The 17,118-nt window shown below is 38.0% G+C and carries 13 protein-coding genes; 12 read left to right on the top strand and 1 reads right to left on the bottom strand.

The window, feature by feature from the left end; genetic code table 11:
• Nucleotides 1-717: 717 nt before the first annotated feature.
• The 12 genes from IPI15_RS00140 (at nt 718) to IPI15_RS00085 (ending at nt 16,606) form a co-directional block, all read left to right on the top strand.
• Nucleotides 718-3,099, top strand: coding sequence for an alpha-ketoacid dehydrogenase subunit alpha/beta (locus IPI15_RS00140; RefSeq protein ID WP_287402285.1), 2,382 nt, complete (start codon nt 718-720; stop codon nt 3,097-3,099).
• Between the two features lie 57 nt (nt 3,100-3,156).
• Complete coding sequence (locus IPI15_RS00135) at nt 3,157-3,897, top strand: polyprenol monophosphomannose synthase (RefSeq protein WP_287402284.1); 741 nt, start codon at nt 3,157-3,159, stop codon at nt 3,895-3,897.
• 457 nt (nt 3,898-4,354) lie between these two features.
• On the top strand, nt 4,355-6,034 hold the full coding sequence (ilvD, locus tag IPI15_RS00130) for a dihydroxy-acid dehydratase (protein ID WP_287402282.1): 1,680 nt from the start codon (nt 4,355-4,357) through the stop codon (nt 6,032-6,034).
• Nucleotides 6,035-6,261: 227 nt separating this feature from the next.
• Nucleotides 6,262-7,992: a biosynthetic-type acetolactate synthase large subunit gene (gene ilvB, locus IPI15_RS00125; RefSeq protein WP_353738755.1), complete on the top strand. Its 1,731-nt coding sequence runs from the start codon at nt 6,262-6,264 to the stop codon at nt 7,990-7,992.
• Nucleotides 7,993-8,580, top strand: a complete 588-nt coding sequence (gene ilvN, locus IPI15_RS00120) for an acetolactate synthase small subunit (RefSeq protein WP_287402279.1) — start codon at nt 7,993-7,995, stop codon at nt 8,578-8,580. It abuts the gene before it with no gap.
• Nucleotides 8,581-8,634: 54 nt separating this feature from the next.
• A complete protein-coding gene (ilvC, locus tag IPI15_RS00115) occupies nt 8,635-9,678 on the top strand; it encodes a ketol-acid reductoisomerase (RefSeq protein WP_287402277.1) in 1,044 nt (347 codons plus the stop codon).
• 2 nt (nt 9,679-9,680) lie between these two features.
• Entirely contained in the window at nt 9,681-10,925 is a 1,245-nt protein-coding gene (gene ilvA / locus IPI15_RS00110) for a threonine ammonia-lyase IlvA (RefSeq protein ID WP_287402276.1), read from the top strand.
• Nucleotides 10,926-11,854: 929 nt separating this feature from the next.
• On the top strand, nt 11,855-12,268 hold the full coding sequence (locus IPI15_RS00105) for a BrxA/BrxB family bacilliredoxin (protein WP_287402275.1): 414 nt from the start codon (nt 11,855-11,857) through the stop codon (nt 12,266-12,268).
• Nucleotides 12,246-12,749, top strand: a complete 504-nt coding sequence (locus IPI15_RS00100) for a hypothetical protein (protein ID WP_287418731.1) — start codon at nt 12,246-12,248, stop codon at nt 12,747-12,749. Before IPI15_RS00105 ends, IPI15_RS00100 begins: the two co-directional genes overlap by 23 nt.
• A 9-nt stretch (nt 12,750-12,758) precedes the next feature.
• On the top strand, nt 12,759-13,607 hold the full coding sequence (locus tag IPI15_RS00095; RefSeq protein WP_287402271.1) for an MBL fold metallo-hydrolase: 849 nt from the start codon (nt 12,759-12,761) through the stop codon (nt 13,605-13,607).
• 3 nt (nt 13,608-13,610) lie between these two features.
• On the top strand, nt 13,611-14,867 hold the full coding sequence (locus tag IPI15_RS00090) for an MFS transporter (RefSeq protein ID WP_287402270.1): 1,257 nt from the start codon (nt 13,611-13,613) through the stop codon (nt 14,865-14,867).
• Between the two features lie 281 nt (nt 14,868-15,148).
• Nucleotides 15,149-16,606 (top strand): leucyl aminopeptidase family protein, encoded by a 1,458-nt coding sequence (locus IPI15_RS00085; RefSeq protein WP_287402268.1) that lies wholly within the window; start codon nt 15,149-15,151, stop codon nt 16,604-16,606.
• A 196-nt stretch (nt 16,607-16,802) separates the two neighbouring features.
• On the opposite strand, the gene IPI15_RS00080 is transcribed toward IPI15_RS00085, so the two are convergent.
• Nucleotides 16,803-16,967 carry a hypothetical protein gene (locus IPI15_RS00080; protein ID WP_287418730.1) on the bottom strand — a complete coding sequence of 55 codons (165 nt, stop codon included), beginning with the start codon at nt 16,965-16,967 and terminating at the stop codon, nt 16,803-16,805.
• Nucleotides 16,968-17,118: the final 151 nt, after the last annotated feature.

Here is a 17,118-nt window from a genome sequence, read left to right as displayed (position 1 = left end):
AGTATTTAATTTGATTACTTCACAAATGTAACGTCAAAAGTTATGCACAGTTAAGTTTTACCAATTTTTATGCTGTTAACGATAGGTTAAAAACTTTTCCATTTATGCAGGTATTTATTTTATAGTAATTTACATATTAAAATAAATATAATGTGTATTTTAAATATTTATTGTATTTGTTTCAATATTAGCATGTTATGTTAATCATTAACTAAATAATGGTCAATATTTTTAACTTCAACTTAAACTCAATGAAACACTTTATCATATTTATAATTCTTTATGTAGCTCATGGGTAAAAAAATTTCAAAAATTCCTATTCACTCCTATTACTTATATTAAGATCAATCACTCAAGTTTCGGTAGTCAAATTTTCCTTTTTGAAGAAAAAATTTAAATTATTATAAAATGTTAGATGTTAGAAGCTTGTCCGCCGAACAAGGCGGGGTAGATTTTAGATGGCTTTCCATCAATCACATGCTTACTTTTTCTACTAAACTTATTAAAAATCAATTGACTAAGCTCCATCTAACATCTAACATCAGCCATCTATTTTTGTTTCTTAACTGCCGAAACTTGAGATCAATCATTATCAATCTGCCCATTGGGTTCCAGTCATTAAAAAACATAAATTCCATTCTGCTGGATCTTATTTGATTCCGTCTTTTGGTTTTTTTGTACATTTGCATCACCTAATTACAGCTTAAATATAACAATATGATTGAATTTCCTGACTTAATTGAGGATTTAGCAGCTCTTCACGATTCAGAAACTAGTGACTATATTAAGGAAATATGGAAAGATTACTGGATTTGTAATATAAGCAGAGAAGCCAGTCTTCTAGCTAGAAAAGAGGTGCTAACCGGCAAAGCAAAGTTCGGTATAGTAGGTGATGGGAAGGAATTGCCTCAGGTAGCACTTGCCAGAGCCTACAAAAAAGGCGACTTCAAAGCAGGTTATTACAGAGATCAAACATTCATGATGGCAATTGGAGAATGTTCAATAGAAGATTTCTTTGCTCAACTTTATGCAGATCAAGACAATGACCCCTTTTCAGCTGGTCGACAAATGAATTGTCATTTCGCTTCCGATGCGCTTGATGACCATGGAAATTGGTTAGATCAGACCGACACTTATAACCTCAGTTCAGATATATCTTGCACCGGAGGCCAAATGGGTCGAGCACTTGGCCATGCCTTAGCTACAAAATTATTTAGAAAAAATTCCGATTTGGTAGCTATGGACAAATTTAATGACCAAGGAGACGGTGTCACTATGGTAACCATAGGTGATGCAAGTACTTCCGAAGGGCCATTCTGGGAAACAATTAATGCGGCAGCAGTAATGAAAGTTCCGCTTGCCACATGCATATGGGATGACGGATATGGAATTTCTGTTCCAGTCGAAATGCAAACTGTGAAAGGTAGTATTTCGAAAGCACTGGAAGGGTTTTATTTGGATGAAAATAATAATGGTATCAGAATCTATGCTATCAAAGGTTGGGACTACCCTGCCCTTGTTGAGACATTCGAATCTGGCATCGCAAAGATGAGAAAGACGCATATACCTGCAGTATTTCATATTCAGGAGTTGACTCAACCTCAGGGTCATTCAACTTCAGGAAGTCATGAAAGGTACAAAAGTGCCGAAAGGTTGGCTTGGGAAAAAGAATTTGATGGGATACTCTGCATGGGTGAATGGATGATGGAATCCGGATTTGCAACTTCGGAGCAGCTGGATGCAATAAAAATTAAGGCAAAAGAATATGTGAAAGCAGCAAGGCAAAAAGCATGGCAAAATTTTTCCAACCCAATAAAAGAGCTGAAGTCTGAATTGGTATCAATTCTTAGTAAAAATATAGGCGATCACGATAAAATACCACATTTACTTAACGAGCTTAACACGATCTCTGACCCTGTAGTATCTGAATTGGCTAAAATCTCAAGACAAGCTATTATACATTTGGCCCTCAACAGGATTTCGAATGAAGAACTGGAGATTTGGTTAAAAAAGATCAATAATAAATACAATGCATCATTGCATGATCATCTGTATGCAGAAGGCGCTACTTCCTCTGTAGGTCTTGCCGGAGTGGCTCCTACGTTCGGTAATGAAGAGAAAATCAATGGCTTTCAGGTTCTTAATCATTACTTTGACCAATTATTTGAAAAAAACACTAGTGTACTTGCCTTCGGGGAAGATGTTGGTCAGATCGGGGATGTTAATCAAGGAATGTCCGGTCTTCAGATTAAGTACGGAGATAATAGGATCTTTGATACCAGTATCAGAGAATGGACTATCGTGGCACAAGCAGTTGGTCTGGCCATGAGAGGTTTCAGGCCTATAGCTGAGATCCAATATCTAGACTATATATTGTATGCGATGTCTCCATTATCTGACGATCTGGCGACACTAAGATACAGAACGGCAGGAAAGCAGGCTGCTCCGGTCATCATCAGATCCAGAGGATATAGACTTGAGGGTATTTGGCACGCCGGTGCACCACTTGGTATGTTGATCCACAGTCTAAGAGGTATGCACATATGTGTTCCAAGAAATATGACACAGGCAGTAGGGTTTTACAATACCTTGTTACAAGGAATGGACCCTGCTCTCGTGATTGAATGTTTGAATGGATATAGACTTAAAGAACAATGTCCGACCAATCTTGAATCATTCAGAGTTCCACTTGGTATTCCTGAAATATTAAATAGTGGAAAGGACATAACTTTAGTCACTTATGGTACTTGTGTAAGAATCGCGCAGGAAGCTATTAAGTTATTATCTGATCATGATATTTCTATTGAATTGATTGATGTTCAAACTTTGCTGCCGTTTGACATTCGCCATAGCATCGTAAAGTCATTAGAAAAAACCAATAGGCTTATACTTTTGGATGAAGATGTTCCAGGAGGAAGTACATCTTATATGATGCAACAAATATTGGAAGTACAGAATGGCTACAGATATTTAGATGCTAAACCATTGTGCATCAGTGCAGTGGAACATCGTACGCCATTCGGATCTGATGGAGATTATTTCTCAAAACCAAGTGCAGAAGATGTCGCAGAAAAAATTATTACCTTAATGCAAGAATAACCTTGCTACATTCGTTCAGTCCTAGGATCAATATAAATAAAGCAAAAACAACATCCTTTGTCAGATAGCCTTGTAATTATTCCCACTTTTAATGAAAAGGAGAATGTGGAAGCTATGATCCACAAAATTTTTTCACTACAAAAGCATTTCCATATCCTAGTTGTCGATGATAACTCTCCTGATGGTACAGCTAACATAGTGAAGTCACTCCAACCAACATATCCTGAAAGCCTATTTCTATTGGAGCGTAAAGGTAAACTTGGTCTTGGAACTGCATACATAGCCGGTTTTAAATATGGTCTTAGTAAAAATTATGACTATATATTCGAGATAGATTGTGATTTTTCTCATGATCCGGAAGATTTAATAAGGCTCTATCATGCTTGTCATAAAGGAGGTTTTGATATGGCCGTTGGCTCCAGATATGTCACTGGAGGAAGAGTTGAAAATTGGCCTAAAGACAGAATTGCACTATCATATGGCGCTTCTTTATACGTCCGAATCATAACGTGGATGAATATAAAGGATCCGACAGCGGGATTCGTCTGCTACAAACATGAAGTATTAAATGCCATCGATCTTGATAAGATCAAATTCATAGGTTATGCTTTTCAGATCGAGATGAAATATGCGGTATTGAGTCTAGGATTTAAGATCAAAGAAGTCCCAATTACTTTTAAGGACAGGGTTCTTGGTTCATCAAAAATCACCAGAGGCATTGTAAAAGAAGGTATTATGGGTGTATTAAAAATGGTGAGTAAAAGATTATTTATAAATTATAGGAAGGCTCAATCCTAAATCTGCTTAACAAAAAATTATAAATATTTTCATAGAATTCTGGTTATAAAGCTATCGGAGAGGTACTTTTTTAAAAAAATAGTTACATTATTTTTTTAAAAAATAGTTAGTGTTTTTTTGTTAATAAGTACCAAAACTCCAAAATTTTAAAAAATAATTATACTTTTTTAGGATTTAATTAACCCGACATACAATAATTTGCAAAAATTGATATTTATTTTATTTTTTTGCAAAAATTTGTTTTATAATTACCAATACTATAACTTTGTCAAATAAATATTAAAACATCTACAATGATGCATTGCTTTTTTAACGTAAATATTATTATTATTTAGATTCGAAACCTCAGCGAGTTTAAATAGGATAAACATATAAACCTTTCTCGTCTGACGAGGAAGGTTTTTTTTATTAAAAAAATCCCCAATAGTTTCTCAATAGTTTAAACAGGAAGTAAGAAATGATTTTAAACAAATACAGTAGAACCGTAACACAGGATCCAACACAACCGGCAGCTCAAGCCATGCTCTACGGTATCGGACTTGGAGACAAGGAATTGGCGCAACCCTTTGTTGGCATTGCCTCTATGGGTTATGACGGTAATACCTGCAATATGCACCTCAATGAATTAGCAGCAGAAATCAAGTCTGCCGTGAATGAACTAGATCTTACTGGATTGATATTCAACACCATAGGAATTAGTGATGGTATCACCAATGGTACTGATGGCATGAGATATTCACTAGCAAGCAGAGAGATAATAGCGGATAGTATCGAAAGCGTTGTTGCAGGACATTATTATGATGGACTAATAGCAGTGCCGGGTTGCGACAAGAATATGCCGGGTTCACTCATGGCTATGGGTAGGCTAAACCGACCATCCATCATGGTCTATGGCGGAACGATCGCTCCTGGCAGGTATCAAGGTAGAGACCTTAATATTGTTTCAGCCTTCGAAGCTCTTGGAGAAAAAATAGCCGGTAATCTTTCAGCTGAAGATTTTAAAGGCATTATCAAAAATTCATGTCCGGGAGCAGGTGCCTGTGGGGGAATGTATACAGCCAATACCATGGCTATTGCAATAGAGGCACTCGGCATGAGCCTTCCATTTTCAAGCTCCAATCCTGCACTAAGCATAGAAAAAAGTCAAGAATGCAAGGAAGCTGCCAGGGCAATGAAAATCTTACTTGAAAGAGATATTTGCCCAAAAGATATCATGACTTCAAAAGCATTTGAGAATGCCATCACCACTTTGATCGCCCTTGGAGGAAGTACAAACTCGGTTTTGCACATCATCGCCATGTCCAGAAGCGTTGGTCTTTCTATCACGCAGGAAGATTTTCAAAGAATCAGTGATAAAACACCATTAATATCAGACTTTAAGCCGGGTGGAACGTATCTCATGCAAAATCTTCATGAAGCAGGCGGATTGCCCATGGTCATGAAATATTTATTGTCAAAAGGTATGTTGCATGGTGATTGCATAACCGTAACAGGAAAGACAATTGCCGAAAATCTTGCAGATGTAAGGGACCTTGATTTCGATAAGCAGAAAATCATAGTCCCTATCGAAAATCCAATTAAAGCCACAGGACATCTCCAAATTCTCTATGGTAATCTCGCACTGAAAGGCTCTGTGGCAAAGATAACCGGTAAGGAAGGAGAAAAATTTACAGGACCTGCAAAAGTATTTGATGGCGAGAAAGAACTTATCGCCGGCATAGAAGAAAAGAAGATAAAAGCTGGTGATGTAGTAGTGATCCGATACGTCGGTCCAAAGGGTGGGCCAGGCATGCCTGAAATGTTGAAACCTACTTCAGCAATTATCGGAGCTGGCTTGGGCAAAAGTATTGCATTGATCACTGACGGCAGATTCAGTGGTGGCACACACGGATTTGTCGTAGGTCACATCACTCCTGAAGCATTTGAAGGTGGCAATATCGCCCTGGTTGTGGATGGAGATATTATAGAAATAGATGGAATCAACAATACTATAAATATGGCTGTCAATGAGGTAATATTGGAGACTAGACGAAAAAATTATATTCCTATTCCATTAAAAACAACCAATGGTGTGCTCTTCAAATATGCCCGATTAGTCAAAGATGCTTCAGAAGGTTGTGTCACCGATGAAGCTTAAGACTATGAAAAATGTTAGATGATAGATGGCTGTTAGTCAATAGGTTAATAAAATTTCTAAACTTGGATATTAAAGTTAAAATTTTTCTATGTAGCTCGCTCATACAGGTAACATCTAACATTTTTATTGCAATACAAATTATAAAAAATGAATTTAAAAAACAAAGCTAACCTCAATAATAAATCAATTTAATCATGGATAATTCTAAGAATCTAGCGACTCAAATCATGCCGAATCAGGATAACGTTTCGACTTATATCAAAGCCTCAGGAAGTTTGGCTGTCATTGATGCGCTATTATCGGAGCAAGTTGATACTATTTTTGGTTACCCGGGAGGCGCTATCATGCCCATTTATGACGCGCTCTATGATCATATAAATTCGGTCAATCACATTCTTGTAAGGCATGAACAAGGCGCCATTCATGCAGCTCAAGGTTATGCAAGAGTAAGCGGAAAGACTGGTGTTGTATTCGCTACTAGCGGCCCGGGAGCTACCAATCTTGTGACAGGATTGGCAGATGCTTTGATCGATTCCACACCGGTAGTTTGCATTACAGGACAGGTATTCGCCCATCTTCTTGGCACAGATGCTTTTCAAGAGACCGATATTATTAACATTACTACCCCAATAACTAAGTGGAATTACCAAATCACAGATGCCATTGAAATCCCTGAGATCTTGGCCAAGGCATTTTATATCGCTAAAAGCGGGAGACCCGGTCCTGTATTGATTGACATCACGAAAAATGCTCAACTTCAAATGTTTGACTACAAAGGTTATCGCCCATGTATTCATGTGAGAAGCTACAGAACCAAGCCAACTCCAAGAATTGAATTTATAGAACGGGCTGCGTCATTGATCAATAGTGCTAAAAAACCATTTGTAATCTTCGGACAAGGTGTCTTGCTAGGGAAAGCTGAAAAGGAATTCAAAGAATTTATTGAAAAAGGAGGTTTCCCGGCGGCTTGGACGATCATGGGCATGAGCGCAATTCCAACTGATCATCCGTTGGGCGTCGGAATGCTCGGTATGCACGGAAATTATGGCCCAAATTTTCTCACTAATGAATGTGATGTCCTGATCGCTGTGGGCATGAGATTTGATGATAGAGTTACCGGTAGGCTTGATAAATATGCCAAACAAGCAAAAATTATCCATCTCGATATAGATCCTGCAGAGATAGATAAAAATGTTCAAACGACAGTCGCTGTTTGGGGAGATTGTAAAGATACCTTGCCGATGCTCACTTCATTGATCGCAAAAAATGACCATAGCGCATGGTATAATGAATTTGAATTAAAGAAAGAAGCAGAATTTGATGCAGTTATTCGCAAAGAATTAAATCCTGAGGCAGGAGGTCTGACTATGGGTGAAGTAATTCATTTATTGAATGAAATTACGCAAGGAGAAGCCGTGATCGTCACTGACGTCGGACAGCACCAGATGGTAGCCAGTAGATATTCCAAACAAAATCATCCTCGTAGCAACATTACCAGTGGTGGATTGGGTACCATGGGTTTTGCATTGCCTGCAGCCATCGGCGCTAAATTTGGAGCACCTGACAGACAAGTTATCGCAATCATGGGTGACGGTGGCGCACAAATGAATATCCAGGAATTAGGTACAATTATGCAATTCAAACCCAATGTCAAGATCATAATCCTCAACAATTGCTTTCTGGGAATGGTGCGACAATGGCAGGAGCTCTTCCATGAAAAGAGGTATTCATTTACGGATATACAAAGTCCAGATTTCGTAAAAGTAGCTGAAGCATATCATATCGCCGGTAAAAAAATAGATCGTCGTGAAGATTTGAAAAATGGCTTGAAAACGATGTTGGACCATCCAACCTCATACCTTCTTGAAGTCATGGTCTTGCACGAAGACAATGTATTCCCTATGGTACCGCAAGGGAGAGGAGTTGCTGAAATCGTTTTACGCAAAGAAGATATATAAATGAAAAAAGAATATACACTGACCATTTATACCGAAAATCAGGTAGGTCTGATCAATAAAATAGCCATCATGTTTTCCAGAAGAAAGATCAGTTTGGAAAGCCTGAATACTTCTCCAAGTGAAATCGAAAACATTTACAGATTTACACTCGTGTTATGTGAAGCAGAGACGGTGATCCGCAATCTCGTCCGTCAACTGGAAAAACTGATCGACGTACTTAAGGTATATTATAATACCAATGAGGAAATCATCTGGCAGCAGATGGCGCTATACAAAGTTGCAACATCTACCATTATGAAAGACGTGAAAGTCGAAAGGTTACTTAGGGAATATGGTGCAAAGGCAGTGGTAATCAGAGAAGATTTTACTGTTTTCGAAACGACTGGACAGAATGAAGAAATCAATAATTTATTGAAAGAACTACACAAATATGGCCTAATTGAATTCGTAAGAAGTTCAAGAATAGCCATTATTAAATCAAGTATAGGAGTCCATCAGGATGTCCTAGATATGGAAAGAAATGATCCGACCAAACTACCTATTAACAATGAATATTTGAACCTCAAAAGCAAGATATTTCAGATGTAATCTTGATATAAAGAATTTTACAAATTAAATAAATAAAAATATAATACTTAAAACATGGCAACAATTAATTTCGGAGGAATAGAAGAAACAGTGATAACTCGTGAAGAATTTCCTTTATCAAAAGCATTAGAAACATTAAAAAATGAAACGATAGCAGTAATCGGTTACGGCGTCCAAGGTCCCGGCCAGTCACTTAATTTAAAAGACAATGGCTTCAATGTGATCGTAGGTCAAAGAAAAGGAGGAAAAAGTTGGGACAAGGCAGTATCTGATGGCTGGATTCCTGGTGAAACTTTATTTGAGATAGATGAGGCATGCTCAAAAGCTACTATCATTCAATATTTATTGTCTGATGCCGGTCAGATTGCTTCATGGCCTTTGATCAAGAGCCATCTTACACCAGGAAAAACACTTTATTTTTCTCATGGATTCGGTATTACTTATCATGAACAGACAGGCATTGTCCCTCCAGCTGATGTGGATGTAATATTGGTGGCACCTAAGGGATCGGGTACTTCATTGAGAAGATTATTTCTGAAAGGAGAAGGCTTGAATTCAAGTTATGCCATCTATCAGGATGCAACCGGCAAGGCAAAAGACAAAGTAGTTTCCCTGGGGATTGGCGTGGGAAGTGGCTATTTATTTGAAACAGATTTCAGAAAAGAAGTTTATTCAGATTTGACAGGTGAAAGGGGTATTCTCATGGGAGCATTAGCAGGTCTATTTGAAGCACAATATAATGTGTTGAGAAAAAATGGACATTCGCCGTCCGAAGCTTTCAATGAAACTGTGGAAGAATTAACTCAAAGTCTCATGCCATTGGTCGCCGAAAACGGTATGGACTGGATGTTTGCGAATACTTCAGTCACTGCTCAACGCGGTGCATTGGATTGGAAAGGAAAGTTTAGAGATGCAACAGCCCCGGTATTCGAGCAATTGTATGACGAAGTTTCTTCAGGAAGAGAAGCAGCAAGAGTAATTGCGGAAGGAAGTAAAGAAGATTACCGTGCTACATTGAATTCAGAGTTAAAAGAAATCAGAGATTCTGAATTATGGCAGACTGGGTCAGAAGTAAGAAAATTGCGACCAAAAGGATAAAAATGGATCTATTTAAAGAAATTCAAAAGGCTCAAAAGCAGCTTGAAGGAGTAGTACAAACTACTCCTCTTGCTGAAAATCTCAACCTTTCAACTGCCTACCAAGCTAGGGTTTTCCTTAAAAGGGAGGATCTGCAATTGGTCAGATCCTATAAGATCAGGGGTGCTTATAATAAGATCAGCACGCTCTCTGAGGAGGATAAAGCAAAGGAAATAGTCTGTGCCAGCGCGGGAAATCATGCACAGGGAGTCGCTTATTCATGCCAACTATTAGGGATAAATGGTAGGATCTATATGCCGAAGACTACTCCGAAACAAAAGATCAAGCAAGTTCAACTTTTTGGAAAGGAATTCGTAGAGATAGTGCTGACGGGTGATACATTCGATGATACATACCGCAGTGCCAGGCAATATGCTGAAGATAAAGAAAAAATCTTTGTGCATCCTTTTGACGACATGAAGGTAATCGCCGGGCAAGGTACTGTTGGGTTAGAAATCTTGAATACATTAACTATACCAATTGATTATGTTTTCATTCCAATCGGCGGAGGAGGTCTGGCTTCCGGATTATCCACCGTATTCAAGCAATTAAGTCCGCAGACAAAGATCATCGGAGTCGAACCGTCAGGAGCAGCTGCAATGAAAAACTCCATCTCTTTCGGATACAATACACCGCTTGACACTATTGATAAGTTTGTAGATGGTGCTGCAGTCAAACAAGTAGGCGATCTGACCTTCGAAATTTGTAAGAAAAACCTGGATGACATCGTCCTGGTGCCGGAAGGCAAGATCTGTACGATAATTTTGAGATTGTACAATGAAGAAGCAATGGTAGTCGAGCCGGCAGGTGCATTAACAATCGGCGCATTGGATTTTTACAAAGAGCAGATCCGGGGAAAAACGGTGGTGTGTATCGTCAGTGGCAGTAATAATGATATAGAGCGAACAGCTGAAATCAAGGAAAGGTCCTTGTTGTACGAAGGGCTGATGCATTATTTTATGATCCAGTTTCCGCAGCGACCGGGGGCATTGAAGGAATTTGTGAATGATGTTTTAGGCTTGGAGGATGATATCACTTATTTTCAATTTGCGAAGAAAAATAGTCGTGAATTCGGACCTGTGGTGGTTGGCATCGAATCGAAAGATCCATCAGCCGTCATAGAAATCAAAAGCAAAATGGCGGAAAAACATTTTCAATTTCAGTATTTGAATGACAATCAGGCGCTTTTTGCGCAGATGATTGGGTGAGAATGTTAGGATAATTGATGTATTGTCAGTTTCCGCTAATAAAACAGGATAAATCCTTGTGACACCATGACGCTTAAAGTCCCGAGAGTATTCGGGATAGTTTAAACTACGCCAAACACTCCGCTATCACACAATACTCAAAATTAAGGATCTTGTAACTGAAGCACATCACTTTTGGGCAAAAAAATAAGTCGTAGTATTGCGGCACTACGACTTATAACCAAAACGAAATCCAAATTTTATTTAAACTAAATGCTCAAAATATGTATATCTTATAAATGTCTTTCTTTATATGGGATCGAAAAAGAATAGGGTCGTAAATCGGCCGATTTACGACCCTCTCTCAACAATTATAATCCCATGAACATATCCAAATCTAAACTCGAATGATTCTTTTATCACTGGTTTACATTCTTCATTACTTTAGGAGATATGTTATTTATCTTCCTTAGGTAAATATTCGATACAAATATCAACCCTTTTTCACCCCCCCGCAAATACATTTTTAAGTGTTTGTCATATATATATTTATTATATGTTTTATTTTAGTATATTGTATCATACTGATTAATAGTTTTTTATGTTATTTAACTATGAATAATTTGAATTTTTTGTGAAACTTTAGGTCTATTTGTCCAAAGATATAGGGCTGTATTTTTTTTATTTATTTAGATAAATTCTTTCCATTGTAGTGCCACTTCCAATTTCACAATCACTCAAACCCAACTATAATACTATTTTAAGGCAAATCCGAGTTTATCGAAAAATAAACTAACCACTAATCATTAACTTTTTATTAACATAAAGGACATTTGACTTTCTTTCAGACATAATTAATAACTTATGCATACTTTTGACTTTTAAAGGAAGTTCTTGAACTAATTTCACGTGCTTCTGTTCCACTTTCATAATTTAAAAAATCAAAGAATATGTATCCTATACAATTGACTCAGCCAATGGCTAATGAATTGAATGAAGTTGGCTTTACCTCCCTTCATACTCCAGAAACCGTTGCCTCTGCGCTTGAAAACCAGGAAGGCACTACCCTGCTTGTTGTTAACTCTGTTTGCGGCTGTGCTGCTGCCTATGCCCGTCCGGGTGTGAAAATCGCACTTTCTGATGATAAAAGACCTGACAATCTGGTTACGGTTTTCGCAGGAGTAGATGTAGATGCTGTTAGAACTGCCCGCACTTATCTTGCGCCTTATCCTCCATCTTCACCATCTATTGCCTTGTTTAAGGATGGCAAACTTGTTCACTTTATCGAAAGACATAATATAGAAGGAAGAAGTGCAGAAATGATCGCTAATAATCTTAAAAATGCCTTTGCAACATACTGCTAAGAGGTTTCCTATTTTCTTGAGCATTTTTATTTTTATCATTACTATATTTATATCATGCAGTAGCCAAAGAGGGGATACAATTATTGAATTGACCCGTCAATATTATTGCGAGCGCAATCAATTAGCCAAAACTGCTGATTCTTTATGGACTAAAGTTTCAAAAGGTTTGGAAAGCGAAATCCGTGATACGAACGACACCGTGATGCTCAGAAAAATGCTTTCTATGCACAGCGCGCCTATGTTAAAGTCTTTTCAAATTTATAATAAGCTGTCTGACTCACTTAAAGTATTCATCGACGAAGTGGAAATGAAAGACAAAAGTTTGGTAAACATTATGGCCGCTATCAGTTTTAAAATTGATTCTGTAGAGATGCTGAAATTACAATACCTTAGCAAGGTAGGTACGAACAGCTCAAAAGGCAAAGAGTTCTTAAGAAGTTATGATGAATCATATAATGCACCTTGTAAATCTACCAAATAAACAAGCACTATGAAGTTAACCATAGTTTCAGCAGGAAATTTTAAATTGGACGGTGGTGCCATGTTTGGCGTTGTACCAAAAGTCATGTGGAATAAAATGAACCCTGCCGACGAGAATAATATGTGCACCTGGACCATGAGGAGTCTACTCATAGAGACTGAAACCCGAAAGATCCTTGTGGATACAGGTATAGGTAACAAGCAAGGAGAAAAATTCAGATCTCATTTTCATCCCTCTGGTAATGATATAATTGAAAGTCTGGATGAAATTGGTATTAAGGATTCCGATATTACAGATGTCTTCCTGACCCATTTGCATTTTGATCATTGTGGAGACGCTGTCAAAACTGATGAAAATGGCAAATATGTCCCAACTTTCCCAAATGCAACATACTGGTTAAACAAAAGGCATTGGGATTGGGCTTTAGAATCTAATCCTAGGGAAAAAGCATCTTTCTTGCCTGAAAACTTTATGCCTTTAATGGAAGCTGGGGCGCTGAAATTAATAGAACCGTCCTCAGAAAGATCGACTCCGTGGATAGAAGGCATTAACCTAATAGAATGCAATGGCCATACCAAAGGGCTTATGATGTTGGACATTCCCTACAAGGAAAGTAGAATGATATTTCTCACAGACCTCATTCCTTCTCTCCATCATATACCTCTACCTTATATAATGGCCTACGACTTGTGGCCTTGGGATACTTTAGAAGAAAAAACAGAAACATTAGAACTTGCCGTTAAAGAAAATCATGTGCTTTTCTTTCAACATGATCCGGTCAACGCTGTAGCTCGGGTAGTTAAAAATGAAAAGGGGCGCATTGTTCCAGTAGACATTTCTTCAGATTTGTATAAATAGAAGGTGGAAAATATCCAACCAAAGCAATCAATCTACAAAAATCGGGAATTTAATATTTACCTGATTACAAGGTTTCTTATGACATTCGCTATACAGATGCAGAATGTCATCACCGGTTGGTTTTTATACAGCATGACCAAAAACCCATTTATACTTGGTATGGTGGGTCTTGCGGAAGCACTTCCCGCGCTATCTTCAGCTTTGTTCGCAGGAAATCTTGTAGACAAGTATGATAAAAAGAAGGTGCTTTTATTATCTTTTTGTGTCTATTTAATATGCGGTTTCGGTTTTGCTTATCTGTCGAGTCGATTTGCCTCTCAATCCTTGTCTCATAATGGAATAGTATATGGATTCTATGGGGTTTCGATGATTCTGGGGCTTGCCAGATCATTTGCAGCACCAGCTTCATTTTCTATCATCTCTTATATTTTCCCAAAAGAAATGATGCCTCGAGTTTCGCCACTTAGCAGCACTGCCTGGCAGGTGGGAGCTATCATGGGCCCGGCTATCGGGGGATTTGTTTACGCTATGACAGATGCAGCCACCTCCTCTCTTGTAGTTTGTTTTTTCATGCTTTGTAGTGTCATTTTCAGTAGTTTTCTTAAGCCAAAACCACCCTATGTTAGTGCTACTCCTGATACTCAAAGTACTGGTGAACGCATCAGGGAAGGCCTGCGATATGTTTTTCAGAATAAGATCATTTTATCTGCTATGTGCCTCGACCTTTTTGCAGTATTATTTGGAGGGGCTGTGGCGTTATTGCCGGTATTCGCAAGTGAGATCCTGCATGTTGGAAGTCTGGAATTGGGTTGGCTGAGAGCAGCGCCATCGTTAGGTGCTGCAACCTTTCTATTTGCATTGTCTATAAAACCTCCTGAAACAAAAACCGGACTTAAATTGCTATTATCTGTAGCTGCTTTCGGCTTGTGCATGATCGGCTTCTCTCTGTCTGAAAACTTGTATCTTTCACTTGTGCTCTTATGTGCCAGTGGTGCATTCGATGCTGTAAGCGTAGTAATAAGGGGGACAATCCTACAGATGTATACCCCCGACCACATGCGAGGAAGAGTATCTGCAGTCAACACAATGTTTATCGGATCTAGTAATGAAATCGGTGCATTTGAATCCGGGACCGCTGCACGATTACTTGGAACGTCGCCATCTGTGCTCTTTGGCGGCACTATGACCTTGCTGGTAGTAGGACTTGTAACATATTATGCACCTTCTCTTAGAAAGCTTGAGTTAAAGGCTGCCAACTGATCTTTTAAAAAGATTAATGATTCTTATTTCATACTGAGATATTTTTCCTTAATTTGCAGCTTTAATTAGAAACCGCCATACCATCCTATTCTAACCAATATTATTCATATTTTCGCATTTAAACTACATTATGATAATTGTTAAACAATACTTTAATGAAAATTAATTACTGAAATTACATCAAATAATAAAGGAGCACACTACTTAATTTGGAAAGCATTTTTTCAATTGTGTCATGATAAAAGTGAATGGCACGAAAATGAAAAATAAAAACTGTAGAGATGAAAATAAACTTACAAACAACATTACCCAAGCAATCCGACTCAATCCTGGTATTAGTTTTTAATATAAAAAAATTAAAAACTGACGTTGAACATCTGGACATTGAAACTAACCTTACCGCATTAAAGAATCATCTAAAAGAACATGGTGATGTGATATCGACGCTTGACAAAAAAGGGAAGATAGTCTTCATGCGCATGGACGACACTAAATGTCATGCAGATCAATGCAAAACACTTAGACAATTAATCATTAAAAATCGTTCGTTGCTAGGTGGCAACATCACTGTTGTTTTACCTGATCTTTCTGATCAAGATATAGTAAATAGTGGCCGTTCTATAGTCAATGCGGCTTATCTTTCCACAAACAATCTGGGAAAGTATAAATATAAGCCCAACGGCTTGCCCAAGTTGGAGGAGTTGACTCTTGTTACAAGGTCATTAAATAGCAATCTTGAAGACGCCATTAATGAGGAAGTCTCATTGACAAAGGTGCAGTTGGCGATGATGGATCTTATCAATACTCCATCCAATATCAAAACGCCTGAATATATAGCAGATCTTGCTGGGCAAAGTGGCAAAAAACATGGCTTTAAAGTGGATATTTTTACTGAAAAGGAAATCAAAAAGAATAAACTTGCTGCCCTTCAATCAGTGAGTGATGGAAGTGCAAATCCACCGCGATTCCTCATATTACACTATAAGCCAAAAAATAAAGAAGTTAAAACACTCGGCCTTGTCGGTAAAGGTGTGACATTCGATACCGGTGGTGTATCCATGAAGTCATCAACCAACATGCATTTTATGAAAAGTGATATGTCGGGAGCTGCGCTGGTGCTTGGTTTTACAGAATTGTGTGCAAGACTTGCATTACCTATCGAAGTTTATACCACAATTCCGCTCACAGAAAATGTCACTGACGGATCTTCTACCAAACCTGGTGATGTCATCGGCAGCTACATAGGTAAGAGTATTGAAGTAATAGACACAGATGCTGAAGGTAGGTTAATACTGGCGGATGGACTAGGTTATCTGACCAAAAACTTCAAAACAGATGTATTACTTGACTTTGCTACATTGACGGGGTCCGTTATTCAGACACTTGGATATCAGGTAGCAGGATTATTTTCTAACAATGATGACTTAGCAGATCAAATATATAATTCAGGTAAAAGATCCGGTGATAAATGTTGGAGACTTCCAATCTGGGAAAATTATCAGGATGATCTGAAATCAGATATAGCTGATGTCAAAAATTTCAGCGGTAAACCAATCGCCGGAGCAATCACTGCGGCACTTTTCCTGAAAGAATTCATTGGTGATCATTCTTCATGGGCACACATCGACATCGCAGGTGTTTCCTTTTCAGATAATGAATATGGGACTATGAGAAATGCTACAGGCTATGGGCTGCAGTTGCTGCTCGACTTTGTGAAGGTGAATATGGTCGGTCAGTAGTGATCAGTAATCAGTAATAGGTAATCAGTAATCAGTAATCAGTAATCAGTAATCAGTAATTCAAGTCGATAAGAGGAGAAACAGTTTCATATCTAGACAATAATCTTTTTATTAATTTCAAAGTGAAGCATTAGTGAAATTACTATCACTTGCAATAAATAATAAGACAATATGCTTACTCTTTTATGCTTCAAAATTATACTCCATTCATAATCCTTGACGATTGTCCAACCCCTTGTAGAGCTGTATAGGAGGACAGCTGATCTTCATTATAATGTTGTTTATTAGGGATTGAAGTAAAAATTTTCAGAAATAGCTTAAAATCAAGATCTGGATTAACTGCAGCTCGTCCATTATTCATTTCTCACTATTCATTATTCATTGCAACGGGCCCACTCCCTTGGCCCTCTCCAAAGAGGGACAGCTGCTCCTCATCATAATTTTGTTTATTGAGGGATTGAAGTAAATTGTTCAGAAATAGCTTAAAATCAGTATCTGGATTAACTGCCAGC

The organism is Candidatus Brachybacter algidus (genome assembly GCF_016707225.1).
GTDB classification, from domain to species: domain Bacteria; phylum Bacteroidota; class Bacteroidia; order Chitinophagales; family Saprospiraceae; genus Parvibacillus; species Parvibacillus algidus.
This window is presented reverse-complemented; position numbering and strand designations above follow the sequence as displayed.

What these genes read in the sequence shown, in the direction of transcription:
- IPI15_RS00080 (WP_287418730.1), bottom strand. Translation starts at nt 16,967, where the DNA reads ATGAATAATGGACGAGCTGCAGTTAATCCAGATCTTGATTTTAAGCTA.
- ilvN (WP_287402279.1), top strand. Translation starts at nt 7,993, where the DNA reads ATGAAAAAAGAATATACACTGACCATTTATACCGAAAATCAGGTAGGT.
- ilvD (WP_287402282.1), top strand. Translation starts at nt 4,355, where the DNA reads ATGATTTTAAACAAATACAGTAGAACCGTAACACAGGATCCAACACAA.
- ilvB (WP_353738755.1), top strand. Translation starts at nt 6,262, where the DNA reads ATGCCGAATCAGGATAACGTTTCGACTTATATCAAAGCCTCAGGAAGT.
- IPI15_RS00105 (WP_287402275.1), top strand. Translation starts at nt 11,855, where the DNA reads ATGTATCCTATACAATTGACTCAGCCAATGGCTAATGAATTGAATGAA.
- IPI15_RS00095 (WP_287402271.1), top strand. Translation starts at nt 12,759, where the DNA reads ATGAAGTTAACCATAGTTTCAGCAGGAAATTTTAAATTGGACGGTGGT.
- IPI15_RS00100 (WP_287418731.1), top strand. Translation starts at nt 12,246, where the DNA reads ATGCCTTTGCAACATACTGCTAAGAGGTTTCCTATTTTCTTGAGCATT.
- IPI15_RS00140 (WP_287402285.1), top strand. Translation starts at nt 718, where the DNA reads ATGATTGAATTTCCTGACTTAATTGAGGATTTAGCAGCTCTTCACGAT.
- ilvC (WP_287402277.1), top strand. Translation starts at nt 8,635, where the DNA reads ATGGCAACAATTAATTTCGGAGGAATAGAAGAAACAGTGATAACTCGT.
- IPI15_RS00085 (WP_287402268.1), top strand. Translation starts at nt 15,149, where the DNA reads ATGAAAATAAACTTACAAACAACATTACCCAAGCAATCCGACTCAATC.
- ilvA (WP_287402276.1), top strand. Translation starts at nt 9,681, where the DNA reads ATGGATCTATTTAAAGAAATTCAAAAGGCTCAAAAGCAGCTTGAAGGA.